At 58.8% G+C, this 20,642-nt stretch carries 14 protein-coding genes and 1 pseudogene; 7 read left to right on the top strand and 8 right to left on the bottom strand.

The genetic code is table 11. From position 1 onward, the window contains the following. Positions 1-103: 103 nt before the first annotated feature. Both IAE39_RS00005 and IAE39_RS00010 read right to left on the bottom strand, forming a co-directional pair. Positions 104-3,211 carry an autotransporter domain-containing protein gene (locus IAE39_RS00005; RefSeq protein ID WP_236548331.1) on the bottom strand — a complete coding sequence of 1,036 codons (3,108 nt, stop codon included), beginning with the start codon at positions 3,209-3,211 and terminating at the stop codon, positions 104-106. A gap of 440 nt (positions 3,212-3,651) precedes the next feature. Then, positions 3,652-4,602, bottom strand: coding sequence for a LysR family transcriptional regulator (locus tag IAE39_RS00010; RefSeq protein ID WP_201198282.1), 951 nt, complete (start codon positions 4,600-4,602; stop codon positions 3,652-3,654). Positions 4,603-4,739: 137 nt separating this feature from the next. On the opposite strand from IAE39_RS00010, the gene IAE39_RS00015 reads away from it, so the two are divergent. Both IAE39_RS00015 and IAE39_RS00020 read left to right on the top strand, forming a co-directional pair. Then, a complete protein-coding gene (locus IAE39_RS00015; RefSeq protein ID WP_201198284.1) occupies positions 4,740-5,564 on the top strand; it encodes a phytanoyl-CoA dioxygenase family protein in 825 nt (274 codons plus the stop codon). 79 nt (positions 5,565-5,643) lie between these two features. Next, positions 5,644-7,035, top strand: coding sequence for an amino acid permease (locus IAE39_RS00020; RefSeq protein WP_201198286.1), 1,392 nt, complete (start codon positions 5,644-5,646; stop codon positions 7,033-7,035). 149 nt (positions 7,036-7,184) lie between these two features. Here the strand turns inward: IAE39_RS00020 and ppnN are convergent, their stop codons facing one another. Further along, positions 7,185-8,558, bottom strand: coding sequence for a nucleotide 5'-monophosphate nucleosidase PpnN (gene ppnN, locus IAE39_RS00025; protein WP_201198288.1), 1,374 nt, complete (start codon positions 8,556-8,558; stop codon positions 7,185-7,187). A 210-nt stretch (positions 8,559-8,768) separates the two neighbouring features. Then, on the bottom strand, positions 8,769-9,830 hold the full coding sequence (locus tag IAE39_RS00030; protein ID WP_201198290.1) for a YeiH family protein: 1,062 nt from the start codon (positions 9,828-9,830) through the stop codon (positions 8,769-8,771). Positions 9,831-9,941: 111 nt separating this feature from the next. Here IAE39_RS00030 and IAE39_RS00035 point away from each other — a divergent pair, with 111 nt between their 5' ends. Beyond that, complete coding sequence (locus IAE39_RS00035) at positions 9,942-10,829, top strand: LysR family transcriptional regulator (protein WP_201198292.1); 888 nt, start codon at positions 9,942-9,944, stop codon at positions 10,827-10,829. A gap of 114 nt (positions 10,830-10,943) precedes the next feature. Here the strand turns inward: IAE39_RS00035 and pncB are convergent, their stop codons facing one another. The 3 genes and pseudogenes from pncB to IAE39_RS00050 form a co-directional block, all read right to left on the bottom strand. Continuing rightward, positions 10,944-12,143, bottom strand: a complete 1,200-nt coding sequence (pncB, locus tag IAE39_RS00040; RefSeq protein ID WP_201198294.1) for a nicotinate phosphoribosyltransferase — start codon at positions 12,141-12,143, stop codon at positions 10,944-10,946. Then, positions 12,140-12,478: pseudogene (locus tag IAE39_RS00045) on the bottom strand (isochorismatase family protein); the annotation flags it as partial. The pseudogene IAE39_RS00045 and the gene pncB, both read right to left, overlap by 4 nt. A gap of 296 nt (positions 12,479-12,774) precedes the next feature. Beyond that, positions 12,775-15,042, bottom strand: coding sequence for a restriction endonuclease (locus IAE39_RS00050; RefSeq protein ID WP_201198296.1), 2,268 nt, complete (start codon positions 15,040-15,042; stop codon positions 12,775-12,777). Positions 15,043-15,727: 685 nt separating this feature from the next. Here IAE39_RS00050 and IAE39_RS00055 point away from each other — a divergent pair. After that, positions 15,728-15,952, top strand: a complete 225-nt coding sequence (locus IAE39_RS00055; protein ID WP_201198298.1) for a hypothetical protein — start codon at positions 15,728-15,730, stop codon at positions 15,950-15,952. A 5-nt stretch (positions 15,953-15,957) separates the two neighbouring features. Further along, a complete protein-coding gene (locus tag IAE39_RS00060; RefSeq protein WP_201198299.1) occupies positions 15,958-16,104 on the top strand; it encodes a hypothetical protein in 147 nt (48 codons plus the stop codon). 178 nt (positions 16,105-16,282) lie between these two features. On the opposite strand, the gene IAE39_RS30020 is transcribed toward IAE39_RS00060, so the two are convergent. Next, complete coding sequence (locus tag IAE39_RS30020; protein ID WP_201210073.1) at positions 16,283-17,173, bottom strand: tyrosine-type recombinase/integrase; 891 nt, start codon at positions 17,171-17,173, stop codon at positions 16,283-16,285. A gap of 785 nt (positions 17,174-17,958) precedes the next feature. Between IAE39_RS30020 and IAE39_RS00070 the strand changes: the two genes are divergently transcribed. Together IAE39_RS00070 and IAE39_RS00075 are read left to right on the top strand one after the other, a co-directional pair. After that, complete coding sequence (locus IAE39_RS00070) at positions 17,959-18,768, top strand: hypothetical protein (protein ID WP_201198303.1); 810 nt, start codon at positions 17,959-17,961, stop codon at positions 18,766-18,768. Between the two features lie 102 nt (positions 18,769-18,870). Next, positions 18,871-20,628 (top strand): prenyltransferase/squalene oxidase repeat-containing protein, encoded by a 1,758-nt coding sequence (locus tag IAE39_RS00075; protein WP_201198305.1) that lies wholly within the window; start codon positions 18,871-18,873, stop codon positions 20,626-20,628. Positions 20,629-20,642: the final 14 nt, after the last annotated feature.

Genomic DNA, 20,642 nt, shown 5'->3' on the forward strand with positions numbered 1-20,642 from the left:
CTGCACGTTGTAGGAGCGGCTTTAGCCGCGAACACCGGCAAAGCCGGTGCCCTCGATTACACCGCCTGGCGCCGTCAACCGGCACCAGGCCCACTGCAACGGCTCAGAAGCGAACCGTGATACCCGCGTTCACCGAATGGAACCGGGCGTCCGAACCAAACTGCCCCTGATACGACAGCCCCACATCAGTCTGGCGGTTCAGTTGCACCTTCGCGCCCACCTCGGTCATCGCCACGTTACGCGTCTGCGCAATGCCCTGCACCGCGAAGTCCGGGCCACCGGCGAACGACTGAGTGCTGTTCGGGTCCAGGTCACCATAGGCACGACGCCAGCCCAGCGAGCCGAAGAACTGGGTGTCGTGATCGGCCACGCGGGTGCGCGTCGAGGCGCGCATGCCCACGGTGGAGAACCAGGTGTCCTGCTTCTCGCTGGATACGTTCAGCGCCGCAGCACCGCCTTTTTCACGGAAGCTGTCGGCGTCGTACTTCACGTACGAAACGCCCACGAACGGCTCCAGCGCCACTGCACCCAGGCCGATGCGGTACGCCGCTTCGGTACTGGCCTGCAAGGTGTTGGCGTCGCGCTTGCCCTTCAGGTGGTCGTTGAACCCGGCAAAGGCCACGTTGCGTTTGCTGTCCAGCTTGTGCCAGGTGTAGCCGACGTCTGCGCTCAAACGCAGGGCGTCGAGTTGCGCGCCGGTGTACAGGCCCAGGTGATAGTTGTCGCTGTGGCCCTTGGCATCGCGGTCGTCGGCATCGAACTTGGTGCGGCTGTAGCCACCGTACACGCCGGCGCGCCAGTCCGGGTTGATGCTGCCGTCGGCGCCAATCAGCACACCGCCGGTGCGCTGGTGCAAGCCGCTGGAACCGTTGTTGCCGTCCAGTTTCGACCAGTTGCCGAAGGTTTGCGCCCAGGCGCCGCCCTGCGCTTCAGGGGTGGTTGGCATCAGGTTCGAGGCACCCAGCGGCATGCGCACGCTGCTGCTGTCGAACAGGTCGCGCAGGCGGTTACCCAGCACGCCGGACACCACCTGGCTGTTGGCGATCAGCGCGGTGCCGGTGCTGGCGTGGTAGTCGCCGGACAGCTGGTCGATGGCATCGCGGGCGCTATCGGCGTCCAGCACCAGCAGGTTGTTGTACAGGCGCAGCGGTTCGCCGCTTTGCTGCAGCACGCTGAGTGCGCCGGCGGTGTTCCACTGGTTCTCGGTAAGCGCCACGGTCTGGAAGATGCCCGGCGTGCCTGGCCCGCCGGTTTCTGGTGGCTGGACCGGTGGTTGTACCGGGGGCTGCACGGGTGGCTCAACCGGTGGCTGTACCGGTGGCTCGACTGGCGGCTCAACCGGAGGCTGTACCGGTGGCTGGACAGGCGGCTCCACCGGAGGCGTAACCGGCGGTTCTACAGGTGGCTCCACAGGTGGCGTAACCGGTGGCTCCACAGGCGGCTCTACGGGTGGTTCGACCGGTGGCTCAACAGGTGGCTCAACTGGCGGCGTGGTCTTTTGCGCGATGGTCAGGTTCAGTTCGTTGGCCGTGCGCTGCAGGCTGACGTTGAGGAACGCCGAGTTGGTAAACGCTTCGGCATAGGCCGTACCGGCGGCAGCGCCGTCCACCACGCCGCCCTGGGCGGCCAGCAGGGTGTAGGTTTGCCCGGTCTGGTAGCTTTGTGCGTCGTTCAGTGTGGTGACATCGACCCGTGTGCCACGCAGGGTCGCGGTGCCGCTGACATTGACGCGGTCCGAGCCGCCATCGCCGGCAATGTCGGCGGCGTAGCGCGAGCCGGCTGCCATGTCCAGGTCGCCGTTGATCGACAGGGTGCCCAGCGCGCCTTCACCCGGCGACAGGGTACCGCCCGAGGCCACCTGGGTGCTGCCGACCTGGCCGATACCGGCCAGCACACCGCCGTCCAGCACCTGGGCGCGGTTGCTGTAGTTGCCGGAAGCGTCTGTGTGGCCGACGGTGCCGTTGACCACCAGGGTGCCGTTGCCGACGCTCAGCAGCGAGCTGCCGCGCGGGTTGGTCTGGTCGACATCGCCGGCCAGCACCAGGCGCCCGCCACGCACTACCGTACTGCCAGACATCCCGGTCAGGTCGCCGCTCAGGGTGGTGTTGCCGCTGAAGGCATACACACGGCCTGCACCACTGATGGTGTTGCTCAGTTGCAGGTCGCTATCGGTGTGGTTGAAGGCCAGCGCACCGCCGCTGGCGCCGAAGCGGATTGCCGTTTGTGGGTCGAGGCGGCCGGCGGCTTGTACTTCGCCGGCAGTGATGGCGTCGATATCGGTGCGGCTTTCGTCCCTGACCACGCCACCCCCGATGCTGAGGGTACCGCGCCCAGCCGAGTTGACGTTGTCGAGCACGCTGATGTCGATGCCGTCGGTGCTGCTAAGCTCGCCACCGTTGGCCAACACCAGGTTGGTGGTCCTGGTGGTGGTGCCCAAGGTCAGCGCGCGCGTGGCCAGGCGCGTGCCCTCGCCAGACACGCTCACCACGGTATTGCGGCTAAGGTTGACCGAGCCCAGTTCCATCGTGTCGCTGGTCAGCACTGCGCCATCGCTCAGGCTGAGGTCGTAGCGGTTGACGAAGCGGCCGGTATTGTCCCAGCGCGTGTTGGCCCCGGACAGCTCGCTGGTCGAGTTGATGTTCACGCGTTCGCTGGCAAGCTGCCCGCCATCTTTCAAGGTGATGCGCGAGTCGTACCGGAAGGTGCCGGTGGCAGTCACGTTGACCGCATCCACTTTCGAGCCTTCACCGCTTACCAGCAGGTTTGCCCGGGACAGGCTATTGCCGACATTGCCGTTGTCGCTCATCTGCAGGTCGCGCACGAACACTTCGGCGCCGTCGAGCACGTTGAGCGTACCCTGACCGGCGCCACCGACGACGATGGTGTTACCCAGCACGGCATTGGTACGCGGCACCAGCCAGCGGGTGCCTGGGCCCTGGACCGTGACCGTTGCCATGGCTGTAGCGGCTTCGCTGTTGGTAGCCGAGCCACCGATCCGCCCACCTCTGCTGGTCAGTTCGGCGCCGTTGTTGAGGGTGAGGGTGGCGGGGACGCCGTTGCTGGGGCGTAAGGCTACCGTGCCATCGTAGGCGCGATCACTGCTGATGGTGTCTTCACCGCTGTCGAGGATGTAGTCCGCTGCGTGGGCACCCGGCAGCATGGCGAGCGAGATTGCGAACGTGAGTGGGGAAAGTCGGAAAAGGGGATTCATAGCAACTCCAGATACTCCATTAGATGCCACGCAAGTGGCGGCCAGCGCCGGGGGCGATGGCGTTCCATATGTGCAACGGATTAACGCTGGGAGTATCCGGGAGGGCTTTCTGTGATGAGAATAGTACGCATGTGCTAGCTGTTTGCAGAACGTGACGTGGTGCACAGAGTGCGGCGGGCATGGACGGCGGTGCATGGCACCGGCTGCGCCGGTGTTCGCGGCTAAAGCCGCTCCTACAAGAGATCGCGTGAACCGCAGGCTGTGGGGTACTTGTAGGAGCGGGTTTACCCGCGAAGCAGGCGACGCGGTGTATGGCACCGGCTTTGCCGGTGTTCGCGGCTAAAGCCGCTCCTACAAGAGACCGCGTGAACCTGAAGGCTGTGGGGTATGTGTAGGAGCGGGTTTACCCGCGAAGCAGGCGACGCGGTACATGGCACCGGCTACGCCGGTGCTCGCGAAAACCGTGGCCCTGCAGGTAAATTCAGCGGCCCCCCCCCAGCAAGCTCCCGGGCAACCCAACCCTTGAACGCCTCCGCTACCGGCGAGGGATGCATCGCACCTGACTGCGCCAGCACCACCTTCTGCGGCGACACTTCTTCCAGCAAGGGCCGGCACAGCAGCGGGGTACCGTCATAGCAATGGTCCCCAGCAGGCCGGGTACACGACAGGGCTACCCCGTACCCATGCGCAACCAGCCCCCGTTGCATCTCGAAGGTCTGGGTAAATTGCTGCGTACGCGGCTGCAGGTTGTGCGCCCAGAACAGCGACAGAAAATACTCGCGGGTTTGTGCGATGTCCTCAAGTATCAAGCACTCTTGCGCCAGCTCATGCAGCGGTATCACAGCCAGTTGGGCCAGCCGGTGGTCGGTGGCAATCAGCGCGTAAGGCTTCAACTCAGCCAGCACCTGGCGCGGCAGCGAGGGATCAAGGCCGATGTCATACGTCAGCGCCAGCTCGGCTTTACCGGCGCTCAGCTGGCGGTGCACGCCTGCCAGGTCTGTCTCGAACAGCGTGACCTCAACCTCGGGGTACTGCTTGCGAAAGCTTGATAGCAGCCGAGGCGCGTAATAGGGGCCCAGGTCCTGGAAGCAGATAAGCGACAGGTTGCCGCGCAGCGGGCCACGTGGGGTGTCCGCCTGTTGGTTCATGGCAATGGCCAACCCGATGATGTCACGCGCCTGCGCCAACAACCGCGTACCCGCCGATGTCAACTCGAGCCCGCGGCTGACCTGGCGCCGGAACAGCCGCTCGTTCAGTGCCTCTTCCAGCTGTGCAATCGCCACCGATACCGAAGGCTGGGAAACATGCCGGGCCCTCGCGGCAGCACTGATGCTGCCATGCTCGGCCACGGCGACGAAGTACTCCAGTTGCCTGAACGAGAAACCTATCATGTTTTCCTATACTCGGAATTAGGAAATATATTCTTTTCCTATTGGTGCCAGAACGCAATACTCGCTGCGCACCTGCTTGTTCTGCCTGATACCTGGCAGCGGTGCTGTTGCCCAATAAAGAGACTAAAGGGTGCTTTATGAAACAGTCCGTCGAATTCCACTTAAGCGATGAAACCATCGAAGCCTTCCAGCGTGAGGGTGCCGTTTGCGTTCGCGGTTTATTCACGCCAGACGAAGTTGCATTGCTCGAAACCGGTATCGAACAAAATCTCAAAACCCCCAGCGAGCGCGCCAAAGTGGCCAGCCGGCCAGACGACCCAGGCTGGTTCTTCGAAGACTTCTGCAACTGGAGCGATATTTCGGCCTATCGCCAGTTCATCTTCGAAAGCCGCGTGGGTAGCGTTGCCGCGCAACTGATGCACAGCGAAACCGCCCGGCTTTATCACGACCACTTGCTGGTCAAGGAGCCCAACACCCGGCAACGCACGCCCTGGCATCAGGACCAGCCCTACTACAACATCGACGGGCGCCAGAACTGCAGCATGTGGATGCCCATCGACCCCGTTGCCCGTGCGTCCACCCTTGAGTTCGTCGCAGGCTCGCACCTTGGGCCGTGGCTGATGCCGCGCACGTTCCTGGACAGCCAGGCCAAATGGTTCCCGGAAGGCAGCCTGGCCGACTTGCCGGATATCGAGGCCGACCGCAGCGCCTGGAACATCCTTGGCTGGGAACTTTCCCCAGGCGACGCCGTGTTCTTCCACATGCTGACCTTGCACGCCTCTGGCGGCGTCGGTGGCAACCGTCGGCGGCGGGCGTTTTCGGTACGCTTCCTCGGCGACGACATTACCCACGCACCGCGCCAGTGGAACACTTCGCCGCAGTTCCCCGGGCTGGAAACACAGCTGGCCAAGGGTGCCCCCATGAACCACGAACTGTTCCCGGTGCTGTGGCCCCGGGCTTGATGATTGAAAGCATGCGTGCCTGGTAAACCGCACGGCATCGGCGTTGTGCGGACCTGATAATAAGATCAAGAAGGTATCTATGAACGCTCAATCCTCTCACCAGCTCAAGCGTGGTTTGTCTACCCGGCACATTCGTTTCATGGCGTTGGGTTCTGCTATCGGCACCGGGCTGTTCTACGGCTCGGCCTCGGCGATAAAACTGGCCGGGCCTTCGGTGTTGCTGGCCTACCTGATCGGCGGCGCGGCCATCTACATGATGATGCGCGCCCTTGGCGAAATGGCGGTGCATAACCCGGTGTCCGGTTCGTTCGGCCACTATGCCAGCCAATACCTGGGCCGCTACTTCGGCTTTCTGACCGGCTGGAGTTATGCCTTCTCGATGTTGGTGGTGTGCCTTGCAGATGTGACGGCGTTTGGCGTTTACATGGGGCTGTGGTTCCCCGAAACACCGGCATGGATCTGGGTGCTGGGGATCGTGTGCTTTATCGGTGCGCTGAACCTGTGCAGCGTGAAAGTGTTTGGCGAAATGGAGTTCTGGCTGTCATTGCTCAAGGTGACTGCGATCGTTGCGATGATTGTGGCGGGCGCGGCGGTGCTGCTTTTGGGGATCCAGCTGGACAGCGATGCAGGCACCGTTGCCGCGGTTTCCAGCCTGTGGAGCCATGGCGGGTTCTTCCCCAATGGCATCGGCGGAATGATTGCTTCGTTCACCGTGGTCATGTTCGCCTTTGGCGGGGTCGAAATGATCGGCATCACCGCAGGCGAGGCGAAGGACCCCAAGCGCGTGTTGCCCAAGGCGATCAACTCGGTGCCGCTGCGCATCCTGCTGTTCTACATCCTGACCCTGTTCGTGCTCATGGCCATCTACCCGTGGACCGGCATTGGCAGCCACGGTAGCCCGTTCGTGCAGATCTTCAGTGGCCTGGGCATCAGTTCAGCGGCAACCGTGCTGAACATCGTGGTCATTTCTGCCGCGGTGTCGGCCATCAACAGCGATATCTTCAGCGCCGGGCGCATGATGTACGGCATGGCGCAAAACGGCCAGGCGCCTGCGGGCTTCGCCTCACTGTCGCGCTTCGGTGTGCCTTGGATGACGGTTGCCGTGATGGGTGTGGCGCTGCTGTTGGGCGTGGTATTGAACTACCTGGTGCCGGACGATCTGTTCCTGGTGCTGGCGGCTGTCGTTACGTTCTCGATTGTGTGGGTCTGGTTGATGATCCTGTTGTCGCAGGTGGCCATGCGTCGCAGCATGACCAGGGAGGCGGCGGCTGCGCTGGATTATCGTGTGCCACTGTGGCCGGTAGGGCCGGCGTGCGCGATTGCCTTCATGGTGTTCATCTTTGGCGTGCTCGGCTGGTTCCCGGCCAGTCGCACGGCCTTGTATGTCGGGGTGGGCTGGTTGCTGTTGCTTTCCCTGGGGTACTGGTTGTGGGTCCTGCGTGCGCCACGGCAAGTGTCTGCCAGTGCTTGAGGTAGTGAACGGCTAGTGGGTGAACCCGCTCTCATGGCGCTGCACATAACGCCTTGTCAAACCCCTGTAGACCAGCCATCGCGGCACTCAGGCTAACGATGGCCAACCCACAGGGGCATGACGGCGAACTTACATTCGGCAAGGCGCGGTCAGGTTGCTACCTGGTAACAAGGCACGTATGCGGCGCCGCCGGGCAGTTTCATCCGGTGCTGGTCGACGAACGCCTGCAGCAGCCGGCCCAACGGGTCGAGGACGGCGCTGTCGCCGTGGATCTGGTACGGGCCATGTTCTTCGATCAGGCGGATGCCCTTGTCCTTGACGTTGCCGGCGACAATGCCGGAAAACGCCCGTCGCAGGTTGGCCGCCAGTTCATGCGGTGGCAGGTCGCGGCGCAGGTCCAGCTCGGCCATGGCCTGGTGGGTCGGATCGAACGGGCGCTGGAAGCTCTCCTCAATCTTCATCAGCCAGTTGAAGTGGAAGGCATCGTTGCGCTCGCGGCGGAACTGCTTCACTTCCTTCAGCCCTTCGACCATGTGCCGGGCAACTTCGGCCGGGTCGTCGATGATGATTTCGTACAGGCGGTGCGCCGCCTCGCCCAGGGTGGCGCCGACAAAGGCGTGCAGCTGTTGCAGGTACGGCTCGGCACTGCGCGGTCCGGTGAGTACCACCGGGAAGGGCAGGTCGTGGTTGTCCGGGTGCATGAGGATGCCCAGCAGGTAGAGGAATTCCTCTGCCGTACCGGCCCCACCGGGGAAGATGATGATACCGTGGCCGACCCGCACGAAGGCTTCCAGGCGCTTCTCGATGTCCGGCAGGATCACCAGTTCGTTGACGATCGGGTTGGGCGCTTCGGCGGCGATGATGCCCGGCTCGGTCAGGCCCAGGTAGCGGCTGCCATGCATCCGCTGCTTGGCGTGGGCGATGGTGGCGCCTTTCATCGGGCCCTTCATTACGCCCGGGCCGCAGCCGGTACACACGTCCAGCTTGCGCAGGCCCAGCTCGTGGCCGACCTTCTTGGTGTACTGGTACTCTTCGCTGCTGATCGAGTGGCCGCCCCAACACACCACCATTTTCGGCTCCACGCCCGGGCGCAGGGTGCGAGCGTTGCGCAGCAGGTGGAAGACGTAGTCGGTGATGCCCTGGGAGCTTTCCAGGTCGATGCGCTGGCTGGCCAGCTCGCTTTCGGTGTAGACGATGTCGCGCAGGGCGCTGAACAGCATTTCACGGGTGCTGGCGATCATTTCGCCATCGACGAAGGCGTCGGCCGGGGCATTCAGCAGCTCCAGACGTACGCCGCGGTCCTGTTGGTGGATGCGTACCTCGAAGTCCTGATAGGCCTCGAGGATGGTCTTGGCATTGTCGACATGGGCGCCGGTATTGAGGATGGCCAGGGCGCACTGGCGGAACAGGGTGTAGAGGCTACCGGTACCGACTTCACTCAGTTGCTGCACTTCACGTTGTGACAGCGTTTCCAGGCTGCCTTTGGGGCTGACGGATGCATTGATGACATGGCGTTGAGGCATCTAAGTCTTTCCTGTGCGGGTAAAACATCCTTCTTTGACAACACCATACCTAGAAATGTGGACGGCAACGAGGGGGGTGGTGAAAAAGCTTGAGACCGAGTTGGCTGCTTCGCGGGTGAACCCGCTCCTACAAGGACCGCGCTGCCCTCAGGGCTTGCGCTGTACGTGTAGAAGCGGGTTCACCCGCGAAGCAGGCAACTCGGTCTCAAATCATCCCAAAAGGTTTTGCACACCAAGGGTAATCGCCAATCCCCCCCCAACCAGCCACAGGTTGAGAACCGCCCCGGTAGCCAGCGCCCGTGGCCCGGCCTGGCGAATCTGGCTGAAGCGGGTTTCCATGCCCAGTGCGGTCATGGCCATGGTCAGGGCAAAGGTGTCCAGGCTGTTGACCGCCTGGGTCACGCTGCCGGGCAGCACCTGCAGCGAGTTCACCAGCACCAGCGCCAGGAAGCCGAAGGCGAACCAGGGCATGGCAATGCGCCCGTTGCCCTGCGCCTGGCCAGCCTGGCGCGAGCGGCTGATCCACAGGCCCACCACCAGCAGCACCGGCACCAGCAGCATGACCCGGGTCATCTTGACGATGGTGGCGATATGCGTGGCCTCGGGGCTGACGTTGCTGGCCGCGCCGACCACCTGCGCCACTTCGTGGATGGTGCCGCCCAGCAACAGCCCGGCGCCCATGGTGTCCAGGTGCAGCCAGCCGGCGTTGATCGCCAGCGGGTAGAGGAACATCGACAAGGTGCCGAACAGCACCACGCTACCTACCGCCATGGCGCTCTTGTGCGGCGCGCTGCGCAGTGCCGACTCGAACGCCAGCACGGCTGCGGCGCCGCAGATGGCGCTACCGGCGGCAGTCAACAAGGCGGTGTCGCGGTCCAGCTTGAACACTTTCATGCCGCACCACAGGCCGATCAGCAGGGTACTGCCGACTACCAGCAGCGAAACGATGAGGCCTGACCAGCCGACTTCGGCAATTTCCTGCAGGCTGACCCGCAGGCCAAAGAACGCCACGGCAATACGCAATAGGCCGCGAGCAGAAAAGTTGATGCCTGCCGCCCAGCTTGCCGGTACGCCGTCGCGCAGTGCATTGCCATACAGTGCACCGGCGACGATACCGACAATCAGCGGGCTGATGCCGAGGTTGGCGATGGCGGGCATGGCCGCCAGTTGCGTGACCGCCAGCGCGAACAGCGCGACGAACAAGATGCCATTGAGCCGCCCTTTGGTGGAAAGGGTAGGGGCAAAAGCAGGGTTGGACGGAACCGTGGCCATGTGAGTCCTCCGGAAAGGTGTTTCGACAAGACCTACGTTAATCCGGTTATAAGCTTATAAAAAATCGTAATTTAAAATGGCAAATATCCGAATAGCTGATATTTTTCAATCATGACCCCAGAACAGCTGATAACGTTCGCCACGGTTGCCGAGCATGGCAACATCAGCCATGCGGCCCAGGCCCTGCATTTGTCGCAGCCGGCGGTATCCGGCCAGCTCAAGCTGCTGCAGGAGGCGTTTGGCGAGCCCCTTTACCAACGCGCCGGCCGCGGTGTGCGGCTGACGGCGGCTGGCGAGCAATTGCTGGCGCATGCCGAGCGCCTGCGTGAAACCTTCCGCCAGGCCCAGGCGCTGCGCCAGGCCATGCACGGGCTGGAGCGCGGTACCTTGCGTATCGGCGCCAGCACCACGCCGGCCAGCTACCTGTTGCCGTACCTGATCGCCGATTTTCATGGGCGTTATCCGGACGTGGTGGTGACGACCTCGCATGGCAACACGGCGGAGATCGTCGCCGCCCTGGACAGTGTGGATATCGCCCTCATCGAGGGCCCGCCCGGGCAGGAGTTGCCGTTGGGTACCGAGGTGACGGCGTGGCGCGAGGACGAGATCGTGGCGATTGTCCCGTGCGGGCACCCCCTGGCAGGCAGTGAACAGCAGACGCTGGCGTCGCTCGGGGCCTACCCGCTGGTCCTGCGGGAGAGCGGCTCGGGCGTGCGGCAGATCGTCGAGCGGGCGTTTGCCCGGGATGGCGTGGCGATGCGTGTGGCGCTGGAAATTGCCGGGGTGGAGGGGGTGAAGGAGGCGGTGCGGGCCGGGATGGGCATCGGCTTTGTGTCAGCGATGTCGATCCGCCATGAGGACGGGGCGTTGCACCGGTTGCAGGTGGGGCCGCAGGCGTTGGTCAGGCGGTTTTCCATATTGATGCCGCATGCAGCCACGCCGTCGCGGGCGGCGGCGCGGTTTCTTGAATTGTGTGTTGGTATGAAAGAGGTGGGTTGATTGTGCGGGCCTCTTCGCGGGTAAACCCGCTCCCACAGGGATATCACCCCACTTGAAACCTGTGCTGTCCCTGTGGGAGCGGGTTCACCCGCGAAAAGGCCAGCACAGCCACCATCAATGCAACTGAAACACATGCTTCATATAGGCAACAAAGTTCTCATCCCGGCACTGCGTCTTGCCCGGGCTGTCGGAAATCTTCGCCACCGGTGCCCCATTGCAGCCGGTCATCTTGATCACGATGTTCATCGGCTCCACCCCCGGGATATCGCAGGTTAGCCGGGTGCCAATGCCAAAGCTCACGTTGATCCGCTCATGCAGCGCCCGGTACAGCCCCAGCGCCTTGGCAAAATCCAGCCCATCAGAAAAAATCAGGGTTTTGCTCTTCGGGTCGATCCCCAGCCGCTCGTAGTGCGCAATGGCCTTTTCCGCCCAGGCCAGCGGGTCGCCCGAGTCATGCCGCAAACCGTCGAACAGCTTGGCGAAGTACAGGTCGAAATCGCCGAGGAAGGCATTCATGGTGATGCAGTCGGTCAGGGCGATGCCCAGCAGCCCGCGATACTCCCGCACCCAGCATTCAAGTGCGGCGGCCTGGCTATCGACCAGGCGTGGGCCCAGCTGCTGGTGGGCCATGAACCATTCGTGGGCCATGGTGCCGAGCGGCTTGAGCTCGAATTCGCGGGCCAGGTGCACATTGCTGGTGCCGACGAAGCGGCCCGGGAAGTCGTGCTTGAGAATGTGTACCACCTCTTCCTGCACCCGGTAGGAGAAGCGCCGCCGCGTGCCGAAGTCGGCCAGCTGAAAACCGGCCAGTTCATCGGCACTGGCCTGGGCCTTCAGCCAGTCGAGCTTCTGGTACAACCGTTCGCCGACTTGCTCGATCACCACTTCACGGTAGCGGTAGCGGTTACGCACCTCGCTGATGATCGCTAGCAACGGGATTTCGTAGAGAATCACGTGCAACCACGGCCCGCGCACACGGATTGCCAGTTGCCCGGCATCGTCCAGGCCCACCTGCACATAGCGCAGGTTGAAACGGAACAGGCTGAGAAAGCGGATGAAGTCCGGTTTCAGGAACGGGATTTTCTCCAGATAGGCCAACTGGTCATGGGTGACCGTGACCTCAGCCAGTTGCTCTATCTGATAGCGGATTTCTGCCAGGTAAGGGGACAGGTCTTCACCATTGCGGCAACGAAACTCCCATTCCACTTCGGCGTTGGGGTAGTTGTGCAGCACCGCCTGCATCATGGTGATTTTGTAGAAGTCAGTGTCCAGCAGGTTCTGGATGATGCGTGGGCCGAAAACACTTTCGCTCATGGGCGGTCTTCCTTGATCAGGGCAAGCTGGTGGTCGAGCGCGGCTTCGTCGCCGCAGAGGATCACGCCCTCGGCGGCCAAGGCACCACACGCCTCGATGGCACCGGCCTGGGTCAGCGCGCGGCAGGCCGGCAGGTACAGCAGCACCTTAAAGCCAGCCTGGCGCAACTGGCGGGCAGTGGTCTTGACGCAGTAATCCAGGGCCAGGCCGCCGACGATCACCGCGGCTACCTGTTGCACCTTGAGGTACTCGATCACCCCGGTGGAGCGCCGTTCGGCCAGGTCGTGGTAGCAGGCGCCGTAGGGGTGCAGGTCGGGCTCGACGCCTTTCCACACGTTTTGTGGAATGCACCAGGATCAGGCAAATCTCGTCAACGAGTGTGACATCGCCCATTGTACCTCCAGACCCCCGGATTGAAAGGCCTGCAGCCTTTTTCCTGCAATCAGATCGCCGGAGGCTAGCTCCAATCTGTTCTTGCTGGCCAGCCTATGGCATCACCTGGTGCTTGTCTCAAATCCCACCGCCGGTAGGTGCCACGGTCTTGAATCTACCACCTGGCGTTCGTCGAAAATCTGTCCTTCCCGAACAACCTGAAGCTGATCTTGAACCAGCCAAATCTCCCCTTGGTATCTCAACCGTCCCTTGAGAACAACTGATCGATGGTCATCGTTTCCTCCCAGTGCTGAGCCGCTCTTGGAGAGACATATTCTTGCTCGTCGGCTTCAAAGTAGTACATCTGCCGCTCAGGAATATTAAATGCCCCAATTATCTCTTCGATCATGGCGTCTGTCGGCTCAAGCTGCCAGCTTGTATATGTCTCTTTTATGAGGATTGTCAGATTGCTACGCGCAGTGGAGTAGTTGTCACCACCCACAAAAACATCACCGTCATCAAATGCATCCGGAGTCGCGTCGAGCAGTAACTGATGAGCGTAATTTAAGAGGGGGTCACTGGCATCATAGATATCGTTCGCTTCCAGCGTAGCTACTAGCTTACCAAGCTCCTGAAGTTCCTCCCTTCCCATCCCGAATCCGATAACCTTCATGGTGAAAGTGAGAAGGGAGTCAGGGCAAATTAGACTGAGATTTGCGGCCTTTACGACAAGCTCTAGGCACTCTAAGTAATTTTCCGATATCGGGCTGCTCATGATTGAATGTATAACATTCAGGAATTGTTCGGTGTCCTCGTCCGTGATTGTGATGCTTGTTGTCCACCAAGTAGAGCGCGCTCTGTTAGCGTGAAGGTAGAGTCTGGAGATGTATTCCGGGTGGCTCGCCTTGAATTCCAGGCTCTCTTCGTGCGCAAACAAGGAGGTGATCATTTCATCTTTGGCATTGCGCGTGATGAGATCGTTGAGAGACATGTCATTAATTACTTCAATAGCGCTCCGGCTGCGCAGGCTTTTAAATATGTTCGCCAGGTGTCCAAAATTTTTGGCATAACGCTTGATCAAGAAGTCGCCTAGCGATGGGTTGAAGAGCTTGTAATAGACCCTTTCTTTGCTAAGAACCCTAATGATCATAGAGTTTGATAAGTGCTTTACTGCATAAAAAAAATCTCGTTTTCCTTCAAAGCTCGCATGTGCGGGCATATCCAGGCCCCTAGCATACGCGGAGGCAAGATCATCCTCATCTATGCTTGAGTCATTGAAAGCTATGAGTAGCACTAGGAAGCGCCCAAAGTCGTCTAGCTGCGCATCGAAAGGATGTTGCCAAATTTCTTCAGGGTTGGCTAGCATACCCTGTACATAGCTCCAATAGCCTTCAGGAGCTATATCTTCTGAACGCTGAGGGTCAGTGATGAACTGGATAAGCCTAGGGTTAAAATTTCTATGGTGAATAATTTTCCAGTAGCGTTTCTTCATGTAGTATTGATCAATACGTGACGTCGAAAGTCCCGAGTGCCAGATGTGGTTGTACAACATTCTGGCCTTGTCAATGTTAGAGAGGGAATCAATTTTGATTTCCATCTCATTCCTATCAATATGGTTGTGTGTCAGCGTGTCGTTGAGTAACCGCCCTTGGTTCAAAATCGTAGACCTGGACGTGAGTACGAATTTCTTCGTAGCTCTGTCACGGGCGATCCGCTTAATAAATCGGACGATTTGGGTGCCCTCATGGCCCTTCAGTGCGTACAGATAATTTCGACCTAGAAAGTCGTCGAAATAGAAAATTTGTTTTTTCGAAGGGTTGTAAGCCTGCTCAGCTTCTTCGATATCTTTGCTGATACAAACAAGCTCAAAGCCATCGCTCGCGAAAAGCAGAGTCAGCTGTTCTGCCAATGTGGTTTTACCAATGCCCGCTTGGCCTGTGATGATTACCGTGCCAAGCGTCTCCATTAACTCGACCGCTAACTCGAAGTTTTTCGTCTGCACGAAGAGTTTAGATTGCTCGGCGATGTCGTAAAGTATAGCTTCGCTGCGGCCATTGATAGCATTATTGAGCATGCTCTCTAAGACATTTGCGCTGCTGATCCACAGCTTGAAATGCCGACGCTCTACCGCAGGGTGATCTGCAAGAAAATCGTTAAGGTCTTCTCTACCATATACCTCAATCGGGCATGTAGCGCAGCTTTTCAGAGCCTCGATCAGTTCGTCCTTGTTCAACCTCGTTAGTCCATGGGAAACCACGAGAATGTAGCGCTCGGGGTTGAGTGTGGCCACTTTGGGTGCTTCTGAGTTACGAATATGCGTTACAAGCTGAGGCAAAGTTGAGCCAGGGCGGTGCTTGGCCTGAAGAATCCACTCAGCCCCGGAGTCAGTAACGTAGCGTGCGTCAACCCCACCATCCCGGCCAGGCTTGAATCGCTCAAATTTCACACCTTTCTTAGCACTCAGTAGGTCAGCGCAGAGCACTTCGAATTCTTTGTCGTTAAGGCGGGAAAAATCGTGATCGTTCACTCGGGTACTCACTCCATGGTAGAGGGGTAAGATACCACCGCAGAATGAGGTCAGGGGGATGGCTGGATGTCGGGATGAGGCGCAACACCGAAGCTTGGGCTCATCGATAGACCCGGTAGTGTTGATCGGTTTGCCTCACGGGCTAGGCGTGTAGAGGAACTGATTTCAGACGCCCAACAGCTGTCCTGCGATTCTTATCCCTCCTAAGCTGAAGCCACTTTTCGTGTTGGTGAAGCGCAGGGTGGGGAGGGGAGTCGCTTAAAGTAGCGGCCATCTACGCCAGCATCTCGACCAGGCTTAAAGCGCTCGAGACGCACGCCTTCTGCAGCACCGATGAGGTCGGTGCAGAGTACCTCGAATTCTTTGTCGTTCAGACGCGAAAAATCGTAGTCGTTCACTCGGGCACCTACTTTATGACAAGTGAACACGGCATTTTGCCGCTTCGACCAGCGCTCTTAAAGTCAGCCCGCTGCTGACGATGCAAGGGCGTAGCGCTGGTTCGCGTAGTGACGTTCATCTGAAGGGGTTGTGGGTGCGACCCATCACTGCTTTGCTGAAATGATAGGTACGCCGAATCAGTATCTGAGGGCTCAATCATGGCCAGTGACGACCCAAAGGTGACTTCTCCAGCTCTCCCAGCTGCTGGCACCGCCAATCTGCTCGCACATACACCCAGTACGCGGCTTTGGAGCAGGCATACAACGCTGAGGTGGCGTCGCACCTGCTTCAGAAAGCGCTAGAGCGGCAAGGCGTTCAGCAAAGCGCACAGGATGTGCAATCCTGGGCTGCGATCAACAACGCGATCGTCACCAAAGACGTAAATCTTGCGCAGGAGGTTGAGCAGGCGACGCAGCAAGCTGATGCAGTCGTAAATCAGATTCTCAAACCTGCGCCCGTTCACCAGGAGTAACCGTCATGAGTGATTATGAAGATGAGGAGGCAGAAGATGACGTTGATGAGGATCCACGTCCTTCACTCTGTGAGATCTATAACGTGGACAGCGAGGAGGATGCGTTAGACGAGGCCTACGATGATGCCTTAAAGCTGATTGAGAAGCCTTGAGACCAGCTCCGACAGCTGTTTTGCGCTGAGCCAGTTCCTCACCAGCCGCTTTGAACTTCACGCTTGAGCGACGCCATAGATTAACGGGATCAGAGAAGTGAGGCGCTAAAAGCCACCTCGCTTCTCTTAGGGTTGCCTGTCTAGCGACGTAAACAGAACTGGCAATGAAGGCTATGCATCAATGGGACGGATCAGGCAGGGTCTGACTCCGGTGGAAGAGAACCGATCTACGAACGCCATGCATGCCGATTGACCCCTCAAGGCCGGCCTTACTTAAAGTGCTTTGAAAAAGTGAGGCAAGCGTAGCCATGCTAAGTCGACCATCGCCTCGCGAATTCTTGAAAATGTATTCGCCAGTCTTGATGCCCTCTTTCTGAACAAGCTGAGTAAGGGATTTCACCAGGGCAGGGCTGAGTGACATGGGCTGAAGTGGCTGAGCCACAGTTTTGCTCATGTGCACCACAATTGGATTGGCTGCTCTAGCTGATAGAATTTCTGAGGCTCGTAAGCCCTCCAACAACAGCCTCCATGCGCATTGATCTCTGAGGCGCCCGTTCTCCTCAACCACCTCGCGCAACCTAGCGAGCTCTTGAAGCGTGAGGATTCGCCTGCTTGTAATGGCTTCCGGCGTAGATGAATGATGTCTGTATGCATTTGTCGACATGGCCGGTATCTGAGGTGCCTTTACCTGAGTCGCCTGCCCAAGATCACGCTGTAGATACGTCTGAAGCCGCTGAAGCAAGAGAGAAGCCACCAGGGCATTCATCTCAGCTCGCAAGGCACGAGCCCCCGTAGGATGTCCACTAATGGCGATTAGTATGCGCCCCCTAACATCACTGAGGGGAGGGCACTGGGCTGGCACATCATCAGCAGTAGGCAGAACAGAACGCTGGAGATCATGACAGTCCTGATAACCAAGTCCTTTCGCCAAGATTTCGTGGGCCTCCATGAGCCCGAGCTGATCAGCTCCTGGCCAATGCTGCTGAATTCTCTTGGCCGCTCGTTTGAAGGCTCCGTTACGAAGCATGTCAGCTTCAAATATAGGAACGCGCATAGCATTCTCCTCCATCAGAATGTCGGCTGCTTCTGACCTTCGTAGAAAGCATGCGAGTTAACATGCGGGGATGAACTACCTGTGGCTAGTGCCTTTGCGAGCCGACCGCACGATTCAGGAAAATCGATCTGGTCAGTCTATCAGAGCGGTTTGCTTTTAGTGACATTCGGTCTGGAGCATCTGATGCTTTTAGACCTAGATCTAACTGCTGGGAAGCAGGCTCATAAGGCGCTCAAAGCAGGTGAGTACAAATGTACTCTTTTACTCCAAGCCCTACCTGGGACAGGGCGCTTGGCGATGAGGATTATGCGGTGCCGCCGATCGGGCGCCAGGGCCCGCGGCTGCCCAAGAACCAGATCTACAAGTCGTTCAGAGCAGAGGCTGTTCTTTCCACGAAAATTGAGAAGCGTTCTTGAGAGGCGGATCATGCGGTGACGGGGGCGAAGATTATCCTTCGTTTTACGCAAGCCGAATTGGTAGGTCGGTTGCGTTTAGTGCACCGCGCAGGCTCAGGGTCGTTCGTTCTTCAAGCAGTCTTGTCGTCACCGAACTTCAACCTCGCTCAGCCAGCTACGGGAGCTTCGGTCTAGGTTTGCGTTCCTTGTCGGCGTAGGCAGGGTACGAGGCGCTCAAATAAATCCAGCAACCTCGCAATTTTCACACCACAACCTGCCGCGTGTTCGGAGCAGCTCAACATGAGCAGGTACCTATTGGTGCTAAAAAGAAATCCCGATAGGTACGGAAGGCTTTCGGATGAGGCGATAGCCTACACACACGTTCTCCATACAGGTATCACCCAAGTGTCCCAAGCTACCACCGAAGCGGTTCAACGCTCCGAAGCCCTCCTGCGCGAGATGATGGAAGACCTCGAGGCCCGCAATATCTGGCCAAACATGCGCATCATCATCCACGACATGCTCAAACGGCGCATTGAGCTGGGTGGCGTTTACGAAGAGGTCTACGTGGCGCTGGCACAGAAGCCGCGAGCGCTCTATGTGTTCTGGGACGCCTTCCTGCACACTGCCGACGGCTGGAGCCCTGAAAAGATCCGTCAGGCTCGGAAAGCACGTAAGGAATTGGCTGGAGTGAATGCTCGGATCAGCAACCTTGCCGATCAATTGACCGCCCTGCTGGATCGTCGAGATCATCTCCATAACCATTCAGGCTTCAGATCAGGTACCGAGCATCACATCCTCGATTTGATGCACGAAGCGTCAGAACACAATTACCTCTACGAATGCCACGTGAAGGAGAAGCTTGATCAACTCACTCACCAGTATGACCTGAAGTACTGGTCTTCACTGAGCGAGGTCGTACAGGCCATCGGTACTGATGCGGAAATGGCAGAGATCACCGCTAACAGCGACGCCACTGCAGCTGCCACCGAAAGCCGGAAATCTGGACTGTCAGATTTCGTGAAGGCGTTTCTGGCCCGCTTGGATGACTGCCGGGTTAGTAAATATGGCTTTGTACCAGATGACTTCGCGCTTTCAGATAGCAGCGTCGCTTCGCTTATGAACTGTGGTCTTGACCTATCGGTGGATGAGCTGGTGGATGCTGATTTCATGAAGCGTTTTCGGCAACGACAGCGCGATGCCGAGAAGATCTGAGGAGATGTGCTAAGCGGATCCTCCAGGTCTGTAGCTACTTTATGAGCCAGGCATTTTGCTGTGCTAATCTGCCGGCGTGCTCAGTCGCTTGGAGGAATAGGGATGTTCAACCTGCTGGTAGCCGGTCATAGCGAGATGTGGGAGACCCAGCCGTACTCGATGGCGTTGGGCCGATTCAAGGAATATAGCGGTCATCAGGCTGCTGACATCGACCCGACTAGCCCTGAATCCCTGCGTCGCCTTGAAGAAGTGCCTGCACTGCTGATGTACGAGGTGGGCGCTGGTGGCCGCCATTCCCGAACGGTTCGGCACGGGCGGATACGCAACATAGTTCGAAGAGGGAACGATCTCACGTTTGGTTTTGAGCCCGACGAGCAACATGCCTACCTAGACAGATCAAGCGTTTTGAGCATGTCGGATCAACTCGACATTGGCCAATTCGAGCAGCATCGAACTCACTGGGCAGTGAAAGATGGTGATCTTCCCGCTGAATTAATTGCGACCGGCACTCCTGAAAGACTTGCGCGATCAGTGACGGTGGTTGCCGCTGAATATGCCGAAACTCAACGTGACCGCCCTCGTGTTGCCGCTGCGCTGGTAGAAGAATTGGGGGATTTCCCACCGTCTCTAGAGAAGGCAATGGCATTGCTTCCAGCCAGGATTCTTCGTGACCCTACGCCAGAACTCTTTCCGCTTCTTGGCATTGAGCCCCGAACTGCGGAAGGGCGAAGGGCTTTGGAGGCTGTGATACAACGAGACGCAGCAGGGCGAGACCTTCCTGAGGATTGGCAATTCTCCGTCGCTTGGTTTTTGAGCCTATACGGCAGTCCAACCGAGAGAGAGCGGTTTGAGGGAGCATTAGCAGCGTGTGCTCAACAACTGATCGAGCTTGGCGGTGAGGAAGATCGGGGAGGGCGAATCGAAGAAATAGGTTATGCCCTGTGGCGTTGTAGCCAAAGCCGCACCGTGATCGCACATCTGCGCAGAGAGACGGCGGTTCTGACTGACCGACTGATCCGTCGTCAAGATTTGTCTGGTTGTTGGAGGGCAGAGCAGGCTGACCCTGGGAGTGTTCGTGTCACTGCTTACGCAACGGTCGCATTGCAGCGGTTGGGTGATGACCGATACCACGAGGCAATTGGAAGGGCTGTCGCTTGGCTGCTTACTAAAACTCTCCCGGATAGCAATAGCTTTCCTCGAAATGAAGGTGACGAAGAGCCTGATCTAATCAGTACTGTCTTGTCCTTGGAGGCTATCCGAAGATCAGCTCAGGCCGGCGACGTACCGCATTTGCTAGAGGCCGGTGAGTCTTGGGTGCTGTCACAGCAGACAGATTTAGGCGGTTGGGAGGCGGAACCGTGGAACACTCACTTCACTATTGGGGTGGTCTTAACTTACCTTGCCAACAAGACTCAAATGCTTGCGCAAGTGGACGGTTTCTTGTTAATGGCTAGGGATTTTTTCAGGAAGGCAGAAGAGCTGCAGTGGGAAGGTGGGGCAAATAACCGCAGGCTTGCTGCCATTGCGACAGTCCACTCAGTCGAAATGTTTCTCTATGGATTGTTCGAACGACGAGAGGACTTGGCGCTATCAGCATTCAAGGAGAATGGCACTGAAACGCTTGGCCCTAGGGAGGCGATGAGAGCGTTGCAGGATGCACTCCAGCGTATTGGCGTGATAGCAGTACCCCAGCGCCTGCCACACCGCGACCAGCTCAGCTCTCTGATCGGTCGCCGAGATGGAATTATCCACCGGGCTCATGAGGTGAGTGAAGCTGAGCTATCTGATGGTATTCGAGTTGCTCGGAAATTTATAGACAGATTTTCTAAACAATTACTAAATTTGGATTTGCTGCAATAGCCCTAAATGACACT

Origin of the sequence: Pseudomonas sp. S37 (assembly GCF_016658545.1) — a bacterium.
Taxonomy (GTDB): domain Bacteria; phylum Pseudomonadota; class Gammaproteobacteria; order Pseudomonadales; family Pseudomonadaceae; genus Aquipseudomonas.